The following is a 20,830-nucleotide window of genomic DNA, read 5'->3' as shown; positions in this document are numbered from 1 at the left end:
CCCCTGCCGGCATCTACTTCCCGCCGCCTAATGAGTGAACGTAGACGGTCAGTTGCTTAACTATGTTTTTGTCGAGAATCTGCCCCCACGCCGGCATCACGCCACCGCGGCTATAGGATATAGTTTCGACGATGGCGTCCTTCGTTCCACCGAATAACCAAATCGCATCGTTGAGCTTCGGCGCACCGAGTTCCTGGTTGCCTTGGCCTTTGGCACCATGACAATCAACGCAGTTTTCCTTGAACACCGCCTTGCCGCGTGTGGCAGAATCTTTGTCAGAAGACTTCCCGCTCAGCGACAAAACATATTCTGCAACGTCGTCGATCTGGGCCGGTTTCAAGACTTCGTCGGTTAAGAACTTCGGCATATCGGAAGTACGCGCATCGTCGTCAGAATTGTTCCTGGCACCATGGGTGATGGTGTAGCTGATGTTCTTCAACGTGCCACCCCAAATCCAATCGTCGTCGTTCAGGTTGGGAAAGCCCGGTGAGCCTGATGCACCAGAACCGTGGCACTGGGAACAGTTGACGTTATAGGCAGACCGCCCTCCCGCCATCGCGAATTCACGCAATTCAGGATCGGTACGAATTTGTTCCAGGCTCGCTTTTTCCAACTTCACCAAATACTTCGACTGAGCCGCCTTGGCTTGCTTGATGTCTTCAACAACCCGGCCCCGTTCGGTGTATCCCAGCACGCCCGTGGTGTGACTTGAAATCAGCGGCCAGGCAGGCATTAAAATCCAATACCCAATCGCCCAAATGATGCAGGCGTATAATGTCAGCATCCACCATCGCGGCGGTGGATTATCCAATTCCCGGATACCGTCCCATTCATGGCCGGTGGTTTCCGTGCCCGAAAATTCATCTATTTCTTTCTGTTGGTTGTTGTGATCGGGCATGGATCAATTCTCCTTAAACGGGATAGAAGCAGCGTCGTCGAATTTCTTCTGTGCGCCGGGTCTGAGGGCGTAAACGAGAACCCCCAAGAACAACACAACAAGATAGATCAATCCCCAAGTCTGGGAAAAGACGGATACGTTTTCAAATGTCATGATCCATCCTCCCTATCGCAGATTTTCTTCTGCCTTGTAGACGCTGAAATCGACCATCGATCCCAACACCTGCAAGTAGGCGATTATCGCATCCATTTCGGTCAGCTCACCCGGCTTGCCGTCGAAGTCACGAACATTGGCCTTCGGATAGCGCTTCAACAATTCATCACCGCCGTCTGGTGTCGCTTGGGCCTTAAGGTCAGCCACCGCATTGGCAATCATGTCGTCGGTATAGGGCACGCCCACAATCTTGTTGACCCGTAAGTGCTCGGCAATGTCATGAACCGACAACGGTGTTTCAAACATATAGCGATACCCCGGCATGACAGATTCCGGCACGACGCTTTGTGGTTTAAGCATATGCGCCACATGCCATTCGTCGGAGTACTTACCGCCGACCCGCGCGAGATCAGGACCGGTGCGTTTCGACCCCCATTGGAACGGGTGATCGTACATGCTTTCCGCCGCCAGAGAATAATGGCCGTAGCGTTCAATTTCGTCCCTGAACGGGCGTACCATTTGGCTGTGGCAGTTATAACATCCATCGCGAATATAGATGTTTCGCCCGGCCAGTTCGAGCGGCGTATAGGGCCGCATGCCCTTAACCTTCTCGATAGTGCTTTCCAGATAATACAACGGTGCGATTTCGATAATGCCGCCGATCGACACCACCACCAAAATCAAGATCAGCATCAGGAAGGAGTTTTTTTCGATCTTTTCATGTTTGATCATGCGCTTGCTCCTTCTCTGATCACCACGCCACCGATGGGGGCCTCGTCTCTAATATCCCCCTTTGCCGTGCGCCAGACGTTGTAAGCCATGATCAGGCCACCAAGGACGAACAAAGCACCGCCCATGGCTCGGATTACATAGAACGGATGCATCGCCTCCACCGTTTCAGCAAACGAGTATTCTAAGAACCCAAGGGTGTCATAGGCCCGCCACATCAGGCCTTGGAGAATGCCGGACACCCACATCGCGGTGATGTAGAGAACGATACCAAAGGTCCCGGTCCACAGATGCCAATTTACCATGCGGACTGAATACAAACGTTCCCGTCCCCAAACAACCGGGGCCAGGAAGTAAATCGCGCCGAAGCTGACAAAGCCAACCCAGCCGAGCGCACCTGAATGCACATGACCGATGGTCCAATCCGTATAATGGCTCAGCGCGTTGACCGACTTGATGGCCATCAGCGGTCCTTCGAAGGTGCTCATGCCATAAAACGCGAGAGAGAATATCATCATCTTGAGTACAGGATCAGTTCGCAGCTTGTCCCACGCCCCTGATAACGTCATCAGGCCATTGATCATGCCACCCCAAGACGGCATCCACAGCATGATGGAAAACGTCATGCCCAGGGTCTGCGCCCAATCCGGCAGGGCTGTATATAAAAGGTGATGAGGCCCGGCCCAGATATAAAGGAAGATCAACGACCAGAAATGGATGATCGATAATCTGTAGGAATAGATCGGCCGGTTCGCTTGTTTCGGCACGAAGTAATACATGATCCCTAAGAACCCTGCCGTCAGGAAGAATCCAACCGCGTTGTGGCCGTACCACCATTGGGTCAGGGCATCCTGCACACCGGACCAGACGATGTAGCTTTTTGAGCCGAACACAGACACCGGCACCGCCGCGTTATTAATCAGATGCAATAGTGCAACGGTCGCAATGAAGGCCAGATAAAACCAGTTGGCGACATAAATATGCGGTTCTTTGCGTCGGCGCAGGGTTTCCAGGAACACCAGAAGATAAATCACCCAGACGATCGTCAGCCATAAATCGACATACCATTCGGGTTCTGCATATTCCTTGGATTGGGTAATACCGCTGACGTAGCCGGTCGCCGCCATAACGATGAACAACTGATAGCCCCAGAACACGAACCAAGGCGCCCAACCGCCAGCGACCCTGACCCGGCAGGTGCGCTGCAAAACATGAAATGACGTCATGATCAGGACATTACCGCCAAAGGCGAAGATCACAGCTGAGGTATGCAGCGGGCGAAGGCGTCCGAAGTTGGTCCAGGCGAAGTCGAAATTAAGCACCGGAAAGGCCAATTGCAGGGCGATAACCAAGCCGACCGCAAAGCCAACAACGCCCCAAAAGACGGAGGCGACAACGCCGGCACGGACAATGGCATCATCATAGCCACCTTCCGCTACCTCTGCCGCCATCTGTTTGCCCTTGGCGACGACGAAGAATACGCCCAATAAACAAAACACAAACAGCAGTAGTCCGTGGCCATAGATTGCCTTATCGACAGCCCGGGACGACATCAACAGTCCAATAAAACCACCGAATCCCAATAAGCCCATCGCAACGAAATTCGCCATTTGAAGTGGCCTCCGCCTTATATTTATATGTCCTAGTCAGGTACCCTAACAAAAAAAGGGCGAGAAGTCATTTTCGCCCTCGCACCCGGCGTATGCCCGGATAACGATTCATCCGCAAGGTATAAAATTTAGAACGGTTTTACTTTGACCCAGATCAAGTGGCAAAGAATTTGCGGGCAATTAATGATCAGAGGGGGCTAAAAATCGATCCCCCAACCCGGTATCATAGTCCAATGCCGCCGGTGTCAGGGAAATCCCGGTTGGGCCTTCAGGACGGGACAGGCCTTTGCGTTCCAAAACCGTCCACACCGCAGGGTTGGAAAAGCCGCTGGCGTCCTTGGACGACACCGTGAAGCCACCCACATGGACATGATTACCATGGCCATGGGGCAGGCTCATGAGGGCCACATTGCCGGTGGCCTCGTCCTTAAATCCTGTCTCCGAGTCACGCGCCAGCACTTGTGCCAAGGCGAGGGTTCTCAGCTGCAACTTGTTCAGTTTCAGAGGGTTCTTTTTAGGCGGCATATTTGTTCCTCTAAAGCACCGGGCTTAAGCCGCCATCAATGTTGACCGCTGCCCCTGTGATATAGGACGCCGCGTCAGACGCCAGAAAACAGGCCATGTTGGCGTATTCTTCCGCATCGCCCAATCGGCCCAGCGGCAATTCTTCGCCTTCCAAGGCCAAATAATCCTCCAACGACATATCGGGTCTAAGCTTTTGGTGGCGGCGGGCAACTTGGTCAGTGATAATTTTCCCGGTGCAGAGCGCGTTGACCAGGACGTTATAGGGTGCCCCCTCCCCCGCCAGGACTTTGGTCAACGCCATCCCAGCCGCCCGCGATACCGCCGTCGGCGCGCCACCTGGCCCTGGTGCTTTGGCACCAACCGTCGCGATGTTTAAAATTCTTCCCCAGCGGCGTTCCTTCATCCCCGGCATCGCCAAGCGACAGGTCCGGATGGCGGCGAACAGTTTGATGTCCAAGTCCGCCTGCCACACTTCGTCGGTAATTTCCTCAAAGGGTCCCCTGGCCGATGTGCCCGCGTTGTTGACCAAAATATCAACCTTGCCGAATTCTCCATTCACCGTTCCGAACATATCGGCAATTGCCGCGGCGTCGGTAACGTCACAAGAAACTGCCATGACTCGACCCTTGGCCACAGCCTCGACTTCCGCCTTGGTTTCATCAAGCAAGTCCTGAGACCGCGAGACAATGGCGACATCCGCCCCCGATTCAGCGAACCTCAGCGACATGGCACGACCCATTCCCCGGCTACCGCCAGTGATAATTGCGGAACGTCCTTCTAGTGAAATCTGCATGAAACTTCTTCCCCAAATTGAAATGTATTTGTTTGAATATGCTTATACCAAGTCTCACCCATAAAGGCACATAGAGAGTTGATTATCCTTCCATTCTTTTGGACCAACTGCCATATAATCACCATGAACGCGAAAAAGATCATTCCTTTACTGATTGGTATTGCCCTGATCAGTGGGATTTTTATCTGGCAAGGGATTACGCCGGTCGTCGGCCAATTGGGGGAGGCCGGTTGGAGCCTGCTCCTGGTCTGTGTCTTCGTCGTCCCAGAATACCTTCTGAATGGCCAGGCGTGGCGTTGTCTATTTCCCCGTTCTACGCGGCCGGGAATCATGCAGTCCCTCTGGGCCACCGGCATGGGCTCCGCTGTAAATACCCTATTGCCTGTTGCCACCATTGGCGGTGAATTGGTCAAGGCACGGGTGCTGACGCTTTGGGGCATTCCGGCAATCGATACGGTCTCTACCGTGGTCGTGGATAAGGCTGTCCAAGCCGTGGTAACCGGAATATGGGCCTTAATCGGCGTTGCCTTTATAGCCGTCTTGGTACCGGGTGATGCGACAATCATCAGTGCGGCTTTAGGAGCCTTAACCCTGATTGCAGGCGTTGCGGCATTTATCGCTATTCAAGTCTATGGCGGGTTCTCTTTTGTCACCAAGATCGCCGTGAAAGCGTCCAAGTCCGAGAAGTTTGCAGAATTTTCAACCAAGGCCAGCGATTTAGACGCCGCCATCCGGCTGATTTATGCCCATCGGGGACGGTTCGTCTTAAGCGTCGTCACGCGACTGACGTTGCGCATTATCTTGGTCGGGGAGCTTATCCTGGCCGCCCACCTGATGGGGCATCCAATTGGCATTGCCGAAGCCATCATGCTCAAGACTTTGATCGGCGCGTTGCGCGGTCTCGCCTTTGCCATCCCTGGACAACTCGGCGTTCAGGAAGGCGGCTATATAGCTGTCGGTGCACTGCTTGGATTTCCAGCATCCTTGATGCTGGCAGTGTCCTTGGCCAACCGACTACGGGAAATGTTGCCCTCAGCAATCATGCTGTTTGTCTGGCAGGGGGTAGAAGGAAACAACCTTCGGAAACCCTCAGTCGTATCCGCAGGGTCTAAAGACTAAGCCAATCAACCCACTGATCGGGGTAGGCACGAACGACAGGCTCAAGCCGCTGGGCGTACTGTTCGACTGCCGACTTGACCGCAATTCGGGTATCTAAATCTTCTGGAAGATCAATCGGTGCCTCGGCCCGGGTTACATAGGTGCCATCAGCTTGGCGAATTGTAAAAACCGGCACCAGGGCCGCGCCATGCCGCTTCGCCATCACCGGCGCACCAGGGGCGACCCGAAGGTGACCGCCTAGAAAAGGAACTTCCACCGGATGTTTGGCTGAATCCCGGACAGTTACCGACACCACCTGGTTTTGGTCTAGCCGTGCACCAAGAGTTTTCATTGCCGGGGCTGGGTTGTCATAAGCAATCACCACCCGCTCAGCCAAGAATTTAAATTCAGAAGCCACCCATAGTGGATTGAGCAGTTTCATCCCGATCCAGGTATCTGAAAAGCCATGGCGCGCATGGCTCAGGTGGTGGGTCTTGTATCCCGCCCGTTGCAGCGCCATCTTGGTCGCTGAATTTGCGAAATAAAAATGGCTGTCCCAGAGAATAACACCCTTCCCTTTTTCCAGCGCAGCATCAATATGTTCCTGGCCCTCAAGCGGTGTCTTCAGCCGCCCATCGAATGGCATTAACGCGCCCAGCAACAGGAATAATCTGGAAATTTCATTGGCCGCCAAATCGTGCGGGAATTTTTGAAGCGCTTTCTCGCCAATCGAATCACCTAAAAAAATGCGCGCTCGCTCGCGAATGTGGTCGGCGGGGCTTGGAAGCATTTTCATTGAGAGAGGTGATATCGTACGCGCGACCCCCCACCATAAGCTTTGGGGGATTAGCCCTGAAACAAATCCCAAGAACGGCAGCCCGAAAAAAACGGCAACATCGTTCACACTGAGAAACCCGACAGGGTCATCCTCAGTGTTAGGGGATTGAACAGGAAGATCGACGATTGCCTTGCCCATTAGGAAATCAATTCACCTGATACGTTACGCTTACACCGAACTATATTATTTTTTATACGTCGAACCATACTAATTTTTATACGAAGGGTCCAATCGGTCAAGTCGCCTAAGGTGTCCAGGCCAGGACCGCGCACCAACATAATTGCCCCGTTGCTTCATCATTTGCGACGTTGAACGACAAACTTCTTCATCAATATACGTCAATTCACCGCCTGCCATGGCGTCGACTTGAATACGGCAGGTGGTTTCAAGACGGATAATCGCTTGAAAAGCCTCGCTAATTTCCGCCCCTACGGTCAGCAGTCCATGATTGCGGAGAATCATGACAGGATTATCGCCTAAGTCCCGTTGCAGGGCTTCTCGCTCATCCAAGCGAATGGCAACGCCTTCATAGTCGTGAAAAGACGTGCGTTCAAAATATTGCATGGAGTGCTGTGAAATTGGCAAAACGCCGCATTTCATGGCTGAAACCGCAACGCCGGCCCGGGTATGGGTATGGACCACGCAGTTGACATCTTCCCGACCACTCAAGACCGCGCTGTGAATTGTGTAGCCCGCCGGATTGACTTCATCACCGGCTTCGGTTGCCCCGTCCATGTGAACCTTTACCAGGCTGGAGGCGGTGACCTCGTCAAAGAACTCGCCAGAACGATTAAGCAGGAAATAATCGGGCTCTCCCGGCACACGGGCCGAAGCATGAGTCCCGGTCAAATCTGACATGTCATAAAAATCAATTAATCGGAAACACGCGGCCAAATCGACCCGTGCCTGCCACTCTTCTGGACTGACATTATCTTTTAGCGACATCCTATATCCCCTTAATTTTTTGCTTTTACGATGGCTCCGCATTCTGCCAGTCGTTCAATTTCTTCATCGTTGTAGCCATATTCGGCTAGAACTTCGCGGGTATGTTGCCCGTAGAGAGGGGCTCCTTTATGCACACCTCCCGGGGTCTCAGAAAACTTTACAGGCAGACCTAGGGTTTTAACAGTCCCTAGGGACGCATGCTCCGTATCGACCACCATTTCCCGGGCCAGGACGTGGGGGTCATCAAGCATTTGATTGATATCTTGGACGGGTCCGGCGGGCACCCCTTCTGCTTCCAATCGCGCCAACCAATCCGCGCTGGTGCGTTGTTTTAGTACCGGCATCAGGGCCGCTTCCAGTTCCGCCAGATACGCCATGCGTCCGGCATTCTTTTCAAACCGCGCATCGTTGGTGATTTCCGGTGCCTCAAGCGCACGCAGCAACCCCTCCCAAGTGTTCTGATTGGCAGCACCGATCGTGATCCAACCGTCGGATGTTTCAAAGGCTTGATAAGGCGCATTCAATGGATGGGCTGAACCCATGGCCACGGGTGCTTCCCCGGTCGCCAATGCAATCGCCGATTGCCAGTAGGTATGCGTGATCCCAGCTTCGAACAAAGAGGTATCGACCTTTTGCCCCTTGCCGGTTTTCAATCGATTTGTATAGGCCGCGAGTACGCCCATAGCCCCTAAGATGCCGCCGGTAATATCGGTCATCGGCGCGCCGCATTTGGTGGGTGCGCGGCCGGGTCCTTCGCCGGTGATGCTCATCAGGCCGCTCATGCCTTGGGCGATCAGATCAAACCCAGCGCGGTCCGAATACGGGCCGGTGCGTCCGAAGCCTGAAATTTCACAATAAATGATACCAGGGTTTTCCTTGGCGACATCTTCATAGCCAAAGCCCAAGCGTTCCATGGTGCCCTTGCGGTAATTCTCGATTACCACATCGGCGGTCTTGAGCATTTTTCGAAGGACCTCTTTGCCGTCCGGGTCCTTAAGATTAATCACCATGCCCCGCTTGTTGCGGTTCATCATCAGGAACGCAGCAGACTGATCCCCTATCGCCGGTGGCATAGAGCGACGCGTATCATCGCCGCCCGGCACTTTTTCGACCTTAATAACATCCGCTCCCATGTCGGCCAGCATCAACCCACAAACTGGGCCCGCCATGATATGAGCAAGCTCAATGACCTTAACGCCGCTTAGGGGACCGGAGGGTTTTTTGCTCATGTTTAGTCCTTAAGTCTCCAACGTCGTGCCGCTTGGGGTCCTTCGAGTCCCGCTGCTACACAGCGCCTCAGGATGAAGAATTTTAAAATATAGTCTTAATATCAAACAAATATAAAATCTCTTCATCCTGAGGAGCGCCCACTTAGGCGCGTCTCGAAGGACGCTCAGCGCCACAATCTCTCCAGTTTAGCCGTTACTGGTTTCCGAGAGATATGCCAGTGCTTGTTGTACGCCGCCCTTTTGATGGGGGATGCCTGCAAGACCCAAGCCCATCTCAACACCGCACAAGGTTCCAGACAGCGACAGTTCGCTCAAGTCGCCTAAGTGACCGATGCGGAACACATCACCAGCGACCTTACCAAGGCCGGTTCCCAAGGACATGTCGAAGTTTTTCAAAATCACCGCGCGGACTTCGTTGGCATCATGGCCATCCGGCACCCGAACTGCGGTCAAGACAGGCGAGAACCCGGCAGAGTCCAAACATTGGTTTTCCAAGCCCCAGGCCTGCACTGCCCGGCGGGTTGCTTCGCCATAGCGAATGTGACGTGCGAACACGTTGTCCAAACCTTCTTCAAACAACATGTTCATGGCTTCACGCAAACCATAAAGCAGGTTGGTCGCCGGGGTATAAGGGAATGAGCCATCTTTCATCTGCGTAATCATCGGCGTCCAATTCCAGAACGCATTCGGCATCGTGGCTTCTTTGTGGGCCGCCAAGGCTTTTTCACTAACCGCGTTAAAGCTCATTCCCGGCGGCAGCATCAGCCCCTTTTGTGAGCCGGCAATGGTGACATCAATGCCCCATTCGTCATGCCGAAGATCGACGGAACCCAGAGACGAAACCGCATCAACCATCAGCAATGCCGGATGGCCGAGGTCATCCAAAAGCTTACGCGCGCCGGGAATGTTGCTCGTCGCCCCGGTCGCCGTTTCATTGTGGGTGATGCAAACAGCTTTAATTTCGTGGCTGGTGTCAGCTTTCAGGGCTGCCTCAATGGCTTCTAAGTCAGCCGGACCGCGCCAGTCGCCTGGAAGCAGTTCTGCATTTAAGCCAAGTTTCTCGGCCAGACTTTGCCAAAGCATCGCGAACTGTCCGGTTTCGAACATGATGACTTTGTCGCCCGCAGACAGGGTATTCACCATCGCGGCTTCCCATGCACCGGTGCCAGAGGCCGGGTAAATGATGACTTCGCTCGTGGTCTTAAAGACATTTTTGAGATTTTGAATGATATCCTTGGTCATCACCATGAAATCGGGTCCGCGGTGATCCATGGTCGGCATATCGATGGCCCTGAGGACTCGATCCGGCACGTTTGAGGGACCTGGAATTTGGAGAAAATGACGACCTGAGCTCATGATGTTCCTAACTTATCGCTATAAAGATTTAAACATTGGGGCCTCTGCCCCGTTTCTGGCCTTCCGATACACCCAAATAGACCACTTTCCAACCCTTATAAGCGGGTGCTAAATTCCCCATCCTAATTACCCTTAGCAAAGAACAAGCATTCATGACTGCGCACGCCCCCTTAAAACCGTCTAACCGCATCGGCGATAGCGGCTTAGCTGCCCGACTTTCCAAGGAATTGGAAGGTGAAGTGCTGTTCGATAGGTTCAGTCGGGGGCGCTATTCCACCGATGCCTCGATCTACCAAGTCGAACCGATTGGCGTCGTGATCCCGAGATCAGAACAAGATATCATCCGCGCGGTCGAAATTGCCGTGGATGAAGGCATTCCAATATTGCCCCGCGGCGGTGGCACATCCCAATGCGGTCAGACTGTCGGCGAAGCCTTGGTGATTGATTGTTCCAAGCACCTGAACAAACTCATCGATATAGATACCGACGCCCAGCGCGCGACCGTGCAGCCAGGGATCGTTCTGGATCATTTGAACGCCGCCCTGAAACCCCACGGGCTTTTCTTTCCGGTCGATGTCAGCACATCAAGCCGCGCCACCATCGGCGGCATGACGGCGAATAATTCCTGCGGCGCACGCTCGATCCGTTACGGCAACATGGTTCACAACGTGCACGCCATCGATGCGATCCTGGCCGACGGCGCACAGATGAAATTTGGTGAGATACCTGGAAATCTGGATGGCTTTGAAGGGTCTAACCGTTATATGGACCTAATTCATTCCATGCGGGACCTGGGGGCCAGAGAAGCGGCAGAGATCGATGCGCGAATTCCCAAGCTGCTGCGCAAGGTCGGCGGCTATAATATTGAGACCATTTCCCCTGATGGCCACAACATGGCGCACCTGTTGGTGGGGTCAGAGGGAACGCTTGGTTTCTTCAAGAAAGTCGAATTGAACCTCGCCAAAATTCCGAGTCACAAAGTTTTAGGCGTCTGTCACTTCCCGACATTCTTTTCAGCGATGGAGACGACCCAGCACATTGTTAAGCTGGACCCAGCGGCTGTAGAACTGGTCGACCGCACAATGATCGACCTCAGCCGCGACATCCCAATGTTCCGCGCCACGGTCGATAAATTCGTCATGGGGGAGCCGCAAGCCTTGCTGCTGGTGGAGTTCGCTGGCGAGGACCGCGACGACTGCATCCGCCGCCTGAAACAGTTGGGCGAGTTGTTGGCTGATCACGGCTACCCGGACGCTGTATTAGAAGCCACCGACCCGGCCTTCGCTACCGAAATCTGGGAAGTCCGCAAACAAGGCCTCAACATCATGATGTCGATGAAGGGCGACGGAAAGCCCGTTTCCTTCATCGAAGACTGCGCCGTGCCGTTGGAGGATTTGGCCGAATACACCGACCGCCTTACGCAAGTCTTCCACAAGCACGGCACAGACGGCACATGGTACGCCCATGCTTCTGTCGGAACCTTGCATGTGCGCCCTGTGCTCGACATGCGAAAAAGCGGCGACGTCACGGCCATGCGCGCCATCGCCGAAGAAGCCTTTTCTATGGTCAGAGAATACAAAGGCTCCCACTCCGGCGAACACGGCGACGGCTTGGTCCGGTCTGAATTCCACGAGCCGATGTTCGGCAAGCAAATCGTTTCCGCGTTTGAAGAAGTCAAAGATACCTTTGACCCTGAAGACTCGTTTAATCCTGGCAAGATCGTGCGGCCTTCGAAAATGGATGACCGTACCCTGTTCCGCTACAAGCCGGGGTACGAAGCGAAGGTCCCCGCAACCGCCCTCGATTGGTCGGAATGGGGCGGCTTCGATAAAGCGGTGGAGATGTGTAACAACAACGGTGCCTGCCGAAAAAAAGATGCCGCCGTCATGTGCCCGTCCTACCGTGCCACCGGCGAGGAAAAAGATTTAACCCGGGGCCGCGCCAATACCCTCCGCCTCGCAATGTCAGGCCAGCTTGGAGCAGATGCCTTCACGTCTGATGAGATGGCCGCGACCATGGAGCTCTGCGTCGGCTGCAAAGGGTGTAAGCGCGAATGCCCGACCGGTGTCGACATGGCGCGGATGAAGACGGAGTTTTTGTACCAGTACACGAAGAAGCACGGCCTTCCACTCCGTGAAAAGCTCATCGCGTATTTACCGAGGTACGCCGGGCTCGCCTCAAGCTTTAGGGCGCTAATGAACCTCCGCGATCAAATCCCCGGCATGGCGAAGTTGAGTGAGTTATTCTTAGGCTTCAGCGCCGAACGCACCCTGCCAAAGTGGGTGTCCCCTTATCAGGGGCGAACCACCCCCGGCGAAGGATCTATCGGCGAAGTCGTCTTGCTTGCCGATACCTTTAATACAAATTTTGAACCCAAGAACCTCGACGCAGCCCGCAAGGTATTGGAAGCCGCAGGGTATAAAGTCCACCACGTCGAAGCCGCCCCCGGTGGGCGGGCTTTGTGCTGTGGCCGCACGTTCCTGGCTGCTGGTCTAGTCGATGAAGCAAAGGCCGAAGCGACGCGAACCCTAACGGCCCTCGCCCCCTACATAAAACGCGGCGTGCCGGTCGTGGGATTAGAACCCTCCTGCCTGCTCACGCTCCGCGATGAATTTACGGTAATGCTTCCCGGCGGCGAAACCAAAGACCTCGCCGACAACGCCTACCTGTTCGAAGAATTCCTCGCCCGTGAAAACGAAGCAGGCCGACTCACCCTCGACCTCAAACCCATCGCCCAAAAGAAAGCTCTCCTCCACGGCCACTGCCACCAAAAAGCTTTTGCGGTTATGGGCGCAGTGGAGAGCATCCTCGGGATGGTCCCCGACCTAGAAGTCGAAACCGTGGAATCAAGCTGCTGCGGCATGGCTGGAGCTTTTGGCTTCCGCGCCAAGACGATTGAAGTGTCGAAGAAGATGGGAGAGATTTCACTATTGCCGAAGATAAGAGAGGCGGAAGCGGAGACGCTTATCGTCGCAGACGGAACAAGCTGCCGCCATCAGATTGAGGATGGGGCCAAGCGGGAAGCTGTGCATGTGGCCGTGGTGTTGGCGGAGGCGTTAAAGTAAACAAGTCCAGCCTTCCATCGATCTGGCTCAAACAAGAAAGCGGGGGCGGCCATTTGACACAGCTCGCTGTCCTGCTGGAATAATTGGCATTTTGATATTGCGCCTTTCACCCAATTTTCAGGTGTTACGTCCTATCAACCTAAGGTACGATTTAGGTTAAGGGGGAATTCTTATGTCCAGATTGGTGGCTTCTAGATTACGGTTGTTTTTCATACTCGTAATTCTATCCACCCTGCTAGGAGTGCTCGACGGTTATTTGGGGAACCTTGAGAAAATAGACGAGCAGGCCACAGCCATGTTTCATGGCGGGATAAATTGGCTGGTGGGCAGTTCGCTTGTCTGGGGCTTTGAAATTCTTGCGGTTCAAAGTCGCTACGGCGTCCGCATTAGGCGGCTTCATTTTCTAACAGCCATCGCCCTAAAATCTGTCGTTTTAGTACTCATTGTCATATTTGTAGGGTTGTTCGCTCGGGCGATATTCCATGATTTATATGGCCTTGAATTTATCACTGATCCTGAGTTTTTTCGCACGTTGCTATTTGTATTTACTGCAATTGTCTTGATGCAGACTGGCCTTCAAATCGTTCGCATTATTGGCGGTCGTACATTAATCAATTTTGTACTGGGAAAGTATCACAGGCCAATTCGTGAAGAGAAAATTTTTATGTTCCTAGACTTGGTCGGATCAACACCGCTTGCTGAACGATTGGGCGACGTTGGTGTCCAGAGTATGATCACTAAATTCTTTTTCGACATTACAGAACCGATTATCGAGCATGGCGGTGAAATTCACCGCTATGTTGGGGATCAAGTCGTGGTGACCTGGCCCATTCGTGCGAATGCTGCGAACATGCGGTCGATCCTCTGCTGCTTTGCAATCGCCAAACGGGTTAACGACCTTGCACCGGATTATGAACTGGAGTTTGGCACCGTACCGGCTTTTCGAATTGGTCTTCATGGCGGTCCGGTGGTTATCAGCCAAATCGGCGATCAAAAACAAGAAATTAGTTATTTTGGTGACACCGTCAACGCGACGGCCCGCATTGAACAACAGTGCAAGTCTCTGGATAGCTCCTTGCTTATCTCCGCTGAGTTGCTTGAACGCATTACCTTATCCCCGACATTTCAAGCGCAGCACAAAGGTACCGTTCAATTACGTGGTCGTGGCAGTGAGACAAAGTTGTTCACCATCGTTCAGGCGCAGAACGCATAAACGGTAATAGGATAATTTTAATGTCCGCTTCCAGGGCGTAAAACTTGTAAGCCGGAACCAAATAAGGCGTTAACGTCTCACGAGTTATTTGAACATTCATGATATACCAAATATGCTTGTCCGCGGTAGTGGCGCTCGCTTGGTGCCAAGGCGGTGTTATAATTGCGTCTATAACTTAAGAATTTGAAAGTGGGGGCATTATGAAAGATGAGTCAGTTGGCATGTTGGATCGCTCCGATGTGGTGAATAAGATGAATGAGGCGTTGCACCTCATTCCGGGAAAATCCGCTGTGGTGACCATCGATTGTCAGCGCGGGAATCTTGAGCCGGAGATCGCCACGCTGCCTGTACCTGCTGAAGAATGCCAGCGTGTCATCGCGGGAACCAACCGCCTAATTTCACTCGCGAGAAATTCGAATATTCCCATTATTCATGTGTACACAGTTTATGAAGACCCTCTCTTGGGGAAGCATCCTTTTGAGCGGGCGATGCTCGGCGCCAAGCAATCTTTCACGCCTCACCAGCAAAGCAATTTTGCCCGCCATAAATCCCCAGGCTCGCGAGAAGGAGAATTGGTCCCGGACCTGGATGTTCAACAAGAGGACTATCTGATCGACAGCAAACGAACGTTCGATATGTTTTACGGGACCCAGCTTGAAGGCCTGTTGCGCGGCCTGGATGTCGATACGCTGCTCATCGCCGGCTGCAACACAAACACCTGCGTTTTAGCTTCCGTTTTTGGGGCATACAGCCGTAATTACAGCGTTGTTGTACCATCCGATTGCGTCGCCTCGGCCTACGGGCAGGACCTTCATCAGTTTGGTCTCGCGAACATTCAGCGCCGGCTCGGATGGGTTTTCACGTTGGATGAACTCGAGGAAAAGCTGAATGCCGACGCTGGCAGTGTCCCTCTTACAGAAATCGGGGTCAGGTAGCTCTAATTCAGATGTTTGGCCAGGAACACCTTGGTCTCACCAAAGGGTTCCGGTTATCGGGCGCGCATTATTTCTTCTAGATCGCAATCGATACCTTCAATGGATTTGCCATCGGGACGCGGCGGTGTTTCTGGCGTGCCAGTGCTATAGGCTTCTACGGCAGCGGGGCGGAGCATTAATTTATCTCGCCATGCATTTATTTTAGGGAAATCGTCTGGATTAACTTTTTCTGGATAGAGTTCTCGAACACGATGAATATTGGAGAGCACGTAAATGTCAGCGAGCGACATAGAATCGCCAGCAATCCACGTCGTTTCATTCAAATCTTTTTCCAGCCAGTTGACAGTGTAATCGACAATTTCTAACGCAGATCGGATTTCACCTTCGCTGTATCCATCTCCCGACATCCGACGCCATCTTTCACGGCGTTCGGGCATCGGCGTGTTGGCTATCATTTTGGCTTTGTCTTCTTCCGACAATTCGTCGACCAAAGATTTTAACCGGGCAGAGAAGGTTAAATTGATTATGGCTTGATGAACGTAGTCGCCCATCCACATCCAATGACGCATGCGCCAGCGCAACTTCGGGTCTTCGGGCTTAAGAGAAGGGTCTGGGAATGCATCATCAATATATTCGAGTATAGCGACAGCGTTGTAGATCGGAGTGCCATCGTGAACCAAAACTGGCACAACGCCATTTGGATTAAGTTTTAGGTATTCAGGGTTTAAATTTTCGTATTTCCAAAGTTCTATATACCTGCTCGCGTATTCTACTCCCTTTTCTTTAAGGCAGTGGCGAACTTGTTTTGAGCATGTACTCAATCCGCTATGATATAGCTCTAACATTTTTTGGTTTCCTGTAGCGTCGTCGTTTTGGGTGGCCTAATAGACCTCGATGATTTTTTGCGGTGTCTTGTGAAGGCATTTGCTAACGCCGTTTTCGGTAATGAGGTAGTTGTCGCAGACAACGGCGAAAACCCTGTCGTTACCGAAGCCTGGGTGGACGACGATGTTCATGTCCTTTTCCAAGGTCATTGTTTCATCGTCGCGAATGAGCGGGCGCTCAACCATGTCGTAACCCTGGCCGTGAGAATAAAGTCGGCGTTCCTCAGGCAGACCCTGACTCCGCATGTACTCATTGTGGGCTTCGTAGATATCTTTGCAGGGAACACCGGGCTTGAGCATTTTCAGTGTGTTCTGCTGAGCCTCTACCGTAGCCTGAAAGTCATCGGTCAGTTGGTTCGACGCCTTGCCCAACACGAAGGTGCGAGAAATTTCCGTATAGAACCCGCCGGGGCCGTTATTTTCCACGAGCAGGGCCAGATGGTCGCCTTCCTGCAATTCGCGGCCCTGGTTGTGGCGCTGCATGAACATCGACGGTTTGCCCTGGGGCGCGGAGGTCCCTAGGAAAATACCCTGTTCGCTGCCGTTGATCTGGCCCGTGTACTGGGCCAGGGCGGCAACCTCGAAATCTTTCATGCCGGGCTTGATGTTCGCAGCAATAGCCTCAATGACCTGGTCCTGCATAAGGGCGGTTTCCTTAATGCGCTCGATTTCTTCGGGCGACTTGATGGCCTTGATCCCGTCCACCAAGTCCGAGGCGTCAATGAATTCAGCAGAGACATTTTCTTTTAGATGTTCGACGAAGGGGTACGATATGGCGCCTGGGCCAACGAACCCGATAGTTTTATAGCCCCGAGACCTGAGATCGTCGGCCGCTTGCGTCGCATCGTAGGTCTTTGTGTAGTTAATCGACGAATAGCTTGGGTTGGTACAGATGCGACCTATGCCTCGGGTGCCCATGGTCGCTTCCTTGATGGAGCGGTCGCCGTCCATGGGGCCCTGACAAACCAGGGTCATCTTGTCTTCGCGGTGGAAAATAATGGTATGGGGGTATGAGTTTCGGGCCGGTATATCGGTGAACCACTTTACATAGCCACCAAGAAATTCGTTGTTGTTCTGCATTACCAATGCGCCGACTCCCTGGTCGTCCATGGCGGTGCGGACGGCGCTCCAGCGTCGCTCTAGTTCTTCGCTCGAGATGGGGTGGACGAGTTTTTCGTCACTTGGCATGGTCTTATCCTTCCTTAGGCTGGTGCATCCAACAGGCGGTGATCAACCACGTTGACCATTTTGTCAAATTCTCTCCTGAGAAAATGGCGAATGTTTTGTTCGAGTATGGGCACCATCTGGTCCTGGTACGTGGCGCTCATGCCGCCAACTTGGGGCGTAATGAGGACGTTGTCCATGGACCAGAACGGGTGGTCCGACGGCAGCGGGCGCTCGGCAAACACATCGAGCCCGGCACCGGCAATCTTGCCTGCGCGGAGGACGTCCATTAGCGCATCCTCATCAAGCACGCCGCCCCGGGCCAGATTCACGATATAGGCGTCGGGCTTCATGGCCGCCAGCACGTCCGCGTCCACCAGCTTGTCCGTCTCAGCCGAATAGGGAACCAGAAGCAAAAGGTAATCCGAGAGAGAGGCCGCCTTGATAAGTTCGTCCCGACCGAACATGCGATCGAAGCCGGGCACGTCGCGCTTGGTCCCGCTCACGCCGTAGACGGTCATGTTGAAGGCCTTGCACTTCGGCGCCAAATCTTCGGCAATGACCCCGACACCGACGATGGTGATTGTTTTTTCATGCAACAGCGCTTGCGGCCAGCGATCCCATTTGGCGGCAGTCTGGTTGTGGACCATGCGGGGAAAGTTTCGGGTCAGCGCGAGCATATGCATGAATGCCATTTCCGACATCTGCGGGCCATGGATGCCTCGCGCATTGGTCAGAATAATGTCATTCGAAAGAGCGGTCAGCATGAAAACGCCATCCACACCGGTGGTCAGGGCCTGCGCCCATTCTAATTTTGCCGCCCTGGACACCAGGTCGTCGCTGAACAAATGGCCTAGGGCGAACAGCACATGGGCGTTGCCGACGATAGCGATGGCCTCCTCTTCGGTGGTCGCTGTATAGATGCTGATATCCGGGAATAAGGGTTCTAGAAGTTCCTTATAACGCGCCGCGCGGGCGTCATAAATAAGTAAATTTTTGGTCATCAAATATTCCCATGCTCTGTCTCTTCGCTGAACCAGTACCGGATTTATACGCGACACTCTCGGATGTATTGTAGAGCCTCCGGTGCACCGTGCAGCGTACCAAGTTGCATCTGTTTGCCGGGTACGTCTGAGAACACCGACATTATGAAAGCACGAATGGTCTCCAAGGCAAGCTCATCAATAACGTTTGGGGTTTCGGCAAGAACACCGAGAACTTTATGATCGACTTCGCCGTCTTCAATTTGTTCCAGAAGATGAAGCGGAACAAAATCTACAATGTCGCCGGATTTCAAGGCCTTGTCCGTCACCACAAAGCAATCAACACAATCGCCGTCCCCGCCAAGCGTGTTAAGCGCAAAGCCATAGGGATACGGATAAGGGCTCGCGACCTGTTGAGAACCGAGATGTTTAAGCGTCTGTTCGTCAAAAGTATTTTTAGTTGAAGACCCAGATACGTTCTCAATAAAAACTTTGATGATGTCGTCAGACCGGGGCACCGGCTTTTCCTCCGTTCTTTGCGATACCTAGTCTTTATACGATGGATCCATACGATCGAGTTTGCGCAGGTACGCGGGCCACGATCTTGCACCGATACTATTGCCCTGCTGTTCGTACTTTTCTGCGGAATGACGCGCGACTTCATCTTTGATATAAATAAGGTCGTTCTTGCCCCCCGCATCGACTTGAACTTGGCAGGCGATCTCAAGACGCTGCGTAAATTGAAACGCTTCTGAGACATCGCGACCCGCCACAAGAACACCGTGATTGCGTAACATCATGGCCCAATTCTGGCCGAGGTCTTGCTGCAAGCGTTTCATCTCGTCAGTGTGGCGATCATAGTCATGGTAGGAAGTTCGCTCAAAAAACTGCAGTGAATGCTGTGATAAGGGCAAAAGACCGTCCGCCATGGAAGCAACGGCAACATTCGCGCGCGTATGCGTATGGATGGAACAATTGACATCGTCCCTGGCCGCAAGCACGGCCCCGTGGACCGTGTATCCTGAACCATTAATTTTTCCGCCGTCTTGGATTCTGCCGTCCAAATCTACCTTTACCAGGCTCGACGCGGTGATCTCATCGAACAGCCACCCAAAGGGATTCACTAAAAAATATTCAGGTTCACCCGGCACACGAACCGCCGCGTGGCTCGACGTATGATCCGACATGCCGTAAATATCGAGCAAGCGAAAACAAGCCGCCAATTCGACCCGCACCTGCCACTCGGCTTCTGAAACATCATTCTGGATGGACATAGAATTCCTCGCTCAAATTAAGCAGCAACGATAGCACGCATTCTAGATGTTTGATAAGAGAAGCAAAGGCACCATTTCCTGAATTTATTTCCAACGTTAGGTCGTGAACGGCACCAACATAATCTTCCCCACATGCCCTGCGCCTTCCATGATCCGGTGGCCTTCGGCGGCTTCGGCCAAGGGGAGTTCTTTGTGGATCACGGGCTTTACCTTGCCTGCCTCAATCAACGGCCAGACGGTTTCTTTTAGGGCCGCGGCGATTTCGCCTTTGCGGGCTTTGGGTTGGATGCGGAGTGTGGAGCCTGTCATGGTTAGGCATTTTAGCATGACCGTCATGAGGTTGATTTCGACTTTTGATCCCTGAAGAAAGGCGATATTGACGAGGCGACCTTCGCGGGCCAGGGAGGCGATGTTTTTCGCGACGTAGTCTCCGCCGACGACGTCTAGGATGACATTCACGCCTCTGCCGCCACCGAATTCTTTAGCGGCTTCGACGAAATCTTCGTCTCTAAAGTTGATGGCTTTTTCTGCACCCAAGTCCAGGCACGCTTGGCATTTTTCATCAGAGCCTTCGGTGGCAATCACCCGCGCGCCCATGGCACTGCACAATTGCACCGCCGTCGTGCCAATGCCGCCAGCGCCGCCGTGGATCAGGATGCTTTCGCCGGCTTGCAAGGCCGCGCGTTCAAAGATGTTGGTCCAGACCGTGAAGAAGGTTTCAGGGACACCGCCGGCTTCGATCAGGCTTAATCCCTTCGGCACGGGCAAGCATTGTACGTCAGGAGCCACGCAGTACTCCGCATAGCCACCACCGTTGGTCAACGCGCAGACATCATCACCGACTGAGAGACCTTGCGCCCCCTCCCCTAACGCCACCACAGTGCCGGAAATTTCAAGACCTGGCAGATCAGACTCACCTGGGCGCGGCGGATAGAGACCCTTGCGCTGATAGATGTCCGGGCCGTTGATGCCGGCGGCTGCAACCTTGATCAGGACATCGCCCTCGCCTGCTTCAGGAACAGGGCGGGTCGTCGGTACCAAGGCCTCTGGCCCCCCGGGCTCTTTGATTTCGATGCAATTCATGGTTTCAGGAAGATTGGTCATAATGTCCTCACTCATTTAAAAAAAGGGCGATCCG

General features: G+C 53.3%; 20 protein-coding genes. 4 read left to right on the top strand and 16 right to left on the bottom strand.

The window, feature by feature from the left end; translation table 11 throughout:
• Positions 1 to 13 precede the first annotated feature (13 nt).
• The 6 genes from ccoP to HOM51_08460 form a co-directional block, all read right to left on the bottom strand.
• Entirely contained in the window at positions 14 to 898 is an 885-nt protein-coding gene (gene ccoP, locus HOM51_08485; protein MBT5034545.1) for a cytochrome-c oxidase, cbb3-type subunit III, read from the bottom strand.
• A 3-nt stretch (positions 899 to 901) separates the two neighbouring features.
• On the bottom strand, positions 902 to 1,051 hold the full coding sequence (locus tag HOM51_08480; protein MBT5034544.1) for a cbb3-type cytochrome c oxidase subunit 3: 150 nt from the start codon (positions 1,049 to 1,051) through the stop codon (positions 902 to 904).
• Between the two features lie 12 nt (positions 1,052 to 1,063).
• Positions 1,064 to 1,783: a cytochrome-c oxidase, cbb3-type subunit II gene (ccoO, locus tag HOM51_08475; protein ID MBT5034543.1), complete on the bottom strand. Its 720-nt coding sequence runs from the start codon at positions 1,781 to 1,783 to the stop codon at positions 1,064 to 1,066.
• Positions 1,780 to 3,390 carry a cytochrome-c oxidase, cbb3-type subunit I gene (gene ccoN / locus HOM51_08470; GenBank protein MBT5034542.1) on the bottom strand — a complete coding sequence of 537 codons (1,611 nt, stop codon included), beginning with the start codon at positions 3,388 to 3,390 and terminating at the stop codon, positions 1,780 to 1,782. Before ccoN ends, ccoO begins: the two co-directional genes overlap by 4 nt.
• A 180-nt stretch (positions 3,391 to 3,570) precedes the next feature.
• Positions 3,571 to 3,915 carry a hypothetical protein gene (locus HOM51_08465; GenBank protein MBT5034541.1) on the bottom strand — a complete coding sequence of 115 codons (345 nt, stop codon included), beginning with the start codon at positions 3,913 to 3,915 and terminating at the stop codon, positions 3,571 to 3,573.
• Positions 3,916 to 3,925: 10 nt separating this feature from the next.
• Complete coding sequence (locus HOM51_08460; GenBank protein MBT5034540.1) at positions 3,926 to 4,708, bottom strand: SDR family oxidoreductase; 783 nt, start codon at positions 4,706 to 4,708, stop codon at positions 3,926 to 3,928.
• Positions 4,709 to 4,786: 78 nt separating this feature from the next.
• Between HOM51_08460 and HOM51_08455 the strand changes: the two genes are divergently transcribed.
• Complete coding sequence (locus tag HOM51_08455) at positions 4,787 to 5,827, top strand: hypothetical protein (protein ID MBT5034539.1); 1,041 nt, start codon at positions 4,787 to 4,789, stop codon at positions 5,825 to 5,827.
• Here HOM51_08455 and HOM51_08450 read toward each other — a convergent pair.
• The 4 genes from HOM51_08450 to HOM51_08435 all read right to left on the bottom strand — a co-directional run bounded on the left by HOM51_08450 (position 5,817) and on the right by HOM51_08435 (position 10,174).
• Positions 5,817 to 6,782 carry a lysophospholipid acyltransferase family protein gene (locus HOM51_08450; GenBank protein MBT5034538.1) on the bottom strand — a complete coding sequence of 322 codons (966 nt, stop codon included), beginning with the start codon at positions 6,780 to 6,782 and terminating at the stop codon, positions 5,817 to 5,819. The genes HOM51_08455 and HOM51_08450 overlap by 11 nt on opposite strands.
• A gap of 69 nt (positions 6,783 to 6,851) precedes the next feature.
• Positions 6,852 to 7,589 (bottom strand): class II aldolase/adducin family protein, encoded by a 738-nt coding sequence (locus HOM51_08445; protein MBT5034537.1) that lies wholly within the window; start codon positions 7,587 to 7,589, stop codon positions 6,852 to 6,854.
• An 11-nt stretch (positions 7,590 to 7,600) separates the two neighbouring features.
• Positions 7,601 to 8,818 carry a CoA transferase gene (locus tag HOM51_08440; GenBank protein ID MBT5034536.1) on the bottom strand — a complete coding sequence of 406 codons (1,218 nt, stop codon included), beginning with the start codon at positions 8,816 to 8,818 and terminating at the stop codon, positions 7,601 to 7,603.
• Between the two features lie 186 nt (positions 8,819 to 9,004).
• Positions 9,005 to 10,174 (bottom strand): aminotransferase class V-fold PLP-dependent enzyme, encoded by a 1,170-nt coding sequence (locus HOM51_08435; GenBank protein ID MBT5034535.1) that lies wholly within the window; start codon positions 10,172 to 10,174, stop codon positions 9,005 to 9,007.
• A 152-nt stretch (positions 10,175 to 10,326) separates the two neighbouring features.
• Here HOM51_08435 and HOM51_08430 point away from each other — a divergent pair, with 152 nt between their 5' ends.
• From HOM51_08430 to HOM51_08420, 3 genes are all read left to right on the top strand, one after another.
• A complete protein-coding gene (locus HOM51_08430; protein MBT5034534.1) occupies positions 10,327 to 13,239 on the top strand; it encodes an FAD-binding protein in 2,913 nt (970 codons plus the stop codon).
• 172 nt (positions 13,240 to 13,411) lie between these two features.
• Positions 13,412 to 14,452: an adenylate/guanylate cyclase domain-containing protein gene (locus HOM51_08425; protein MBT5034533.1), complete on the top strand. Its 1,041-nt coding sequence runs from the start codon at positions 13,412 to 13,414 to the stop codon at positions 14,450 to 14,452.
• 200 nt (positions 14,453 to 14,652) lie between these two features.
• Positions 14,653 to 15,387 carry a cysteine hydrolase gene (locus tag HOM51_08420; protein ID MBT5034532.1) on the top strand — a complete coding sequence of 245 codons (735 nt, stop codon included), beginning with the start codon at positions 14,653 to 14,655 and terminating at the stop codon, positions 15,385 to 15,387.
• A gap of 53 nt (positions 15,388 to 15,440) precedes the next feature.
• Here HOM51_08420 and HOM51_08415 read toward each other — a convergent pair whose 3' ends face one another.
• From HOM51_08415 to HOM51_08390, 6 genes are all read right to left on the bottom strand, one after another.
• Complete coding sequence (locus tag HOM51_08415; GenBank protein MBT5034531.1) at positions 15,441 to 16,232, bottom strand: glutathione S-transferase family protein; 792 nt, start codon at positions 16,230 to 16,232, stop codon at positions 15,441 to 15,443.
• A gap of 36 nt (positions 16,233 to 16,268) precedes the next feature.
• Positions 16,269 to 17,459, bottom strand: coding sequence for an aminopeptidase P family protein (locus HOM51_08410; GenBank protein MBT5034530.1), 1,191 nt, complete (start codon positions 17,457 to 17,459; stop codon positions 16,269 to 16,271).
• 14 nt (positions 17,460 to 17,473) lie between these two features.
• Positions 17,474 to 18,439 carry a D-2-hydroxyacid dehydrogenase gene (locus HOM51_08405; GenBank protein MBT5034529.1) on the bottom strand — a complete coding sequence of 322 codons (966 nt, stop codon included), beginning with the start codon at positions 18,437 to 18,439 and terminating at the stop codon, positions 17,474 to 17,476.
• Positions 18,440 to 18,483: 44 nt separating this feature from the next.
• Complete coding sequence (locus tag HOM51_08400) at positions 18,484 to 18,936, bottom strand: hypothetical protein (GenBank protein MBT5034528.1); 453 nt, start codon at positions 18,934 to 18,936, stop codon at positions 18,484 to 18,486.
• A 27-nt stretch (positions 18,937 to 18,963) separates the two neighbouring features.
• Entirely contained in the window at positions 18,964 to 19,692 is a 729-nt protein-coding gene (locus tag HOM51_08395) for a hypothetical protein (GenBank protein ID MBT5034527.1), read from the bottom strand.
• Between the two features lie 96 nt (positions 19,693 to 19,788).
• Positions 19,789 to 20,799, bottom strand: coding sequence for an NAD(P)H-quinone oxidoreductase (locus HOM51_08390; GenBank protein ID MBT5034526.1), 1,011 nt, complete (start codon positions 20,797 to 20,799; stop codon positions 19,789 to 19,791).
• Between the last annotated feature and the right edge of the window lie 31 nt (positions 20,800 to 20,830).

Source organism: Rhodospirillaceae bacterium (assembly GCA_018660465.1).
GTDB lineage: Bacteria > Pseudomonadota > Alphaproteobacteria > Rhodospirillales > JABJKH01 > JABJKH01.
This window is presented reverse-complemented; position numbering and strand designations above follow the sequence as displayed.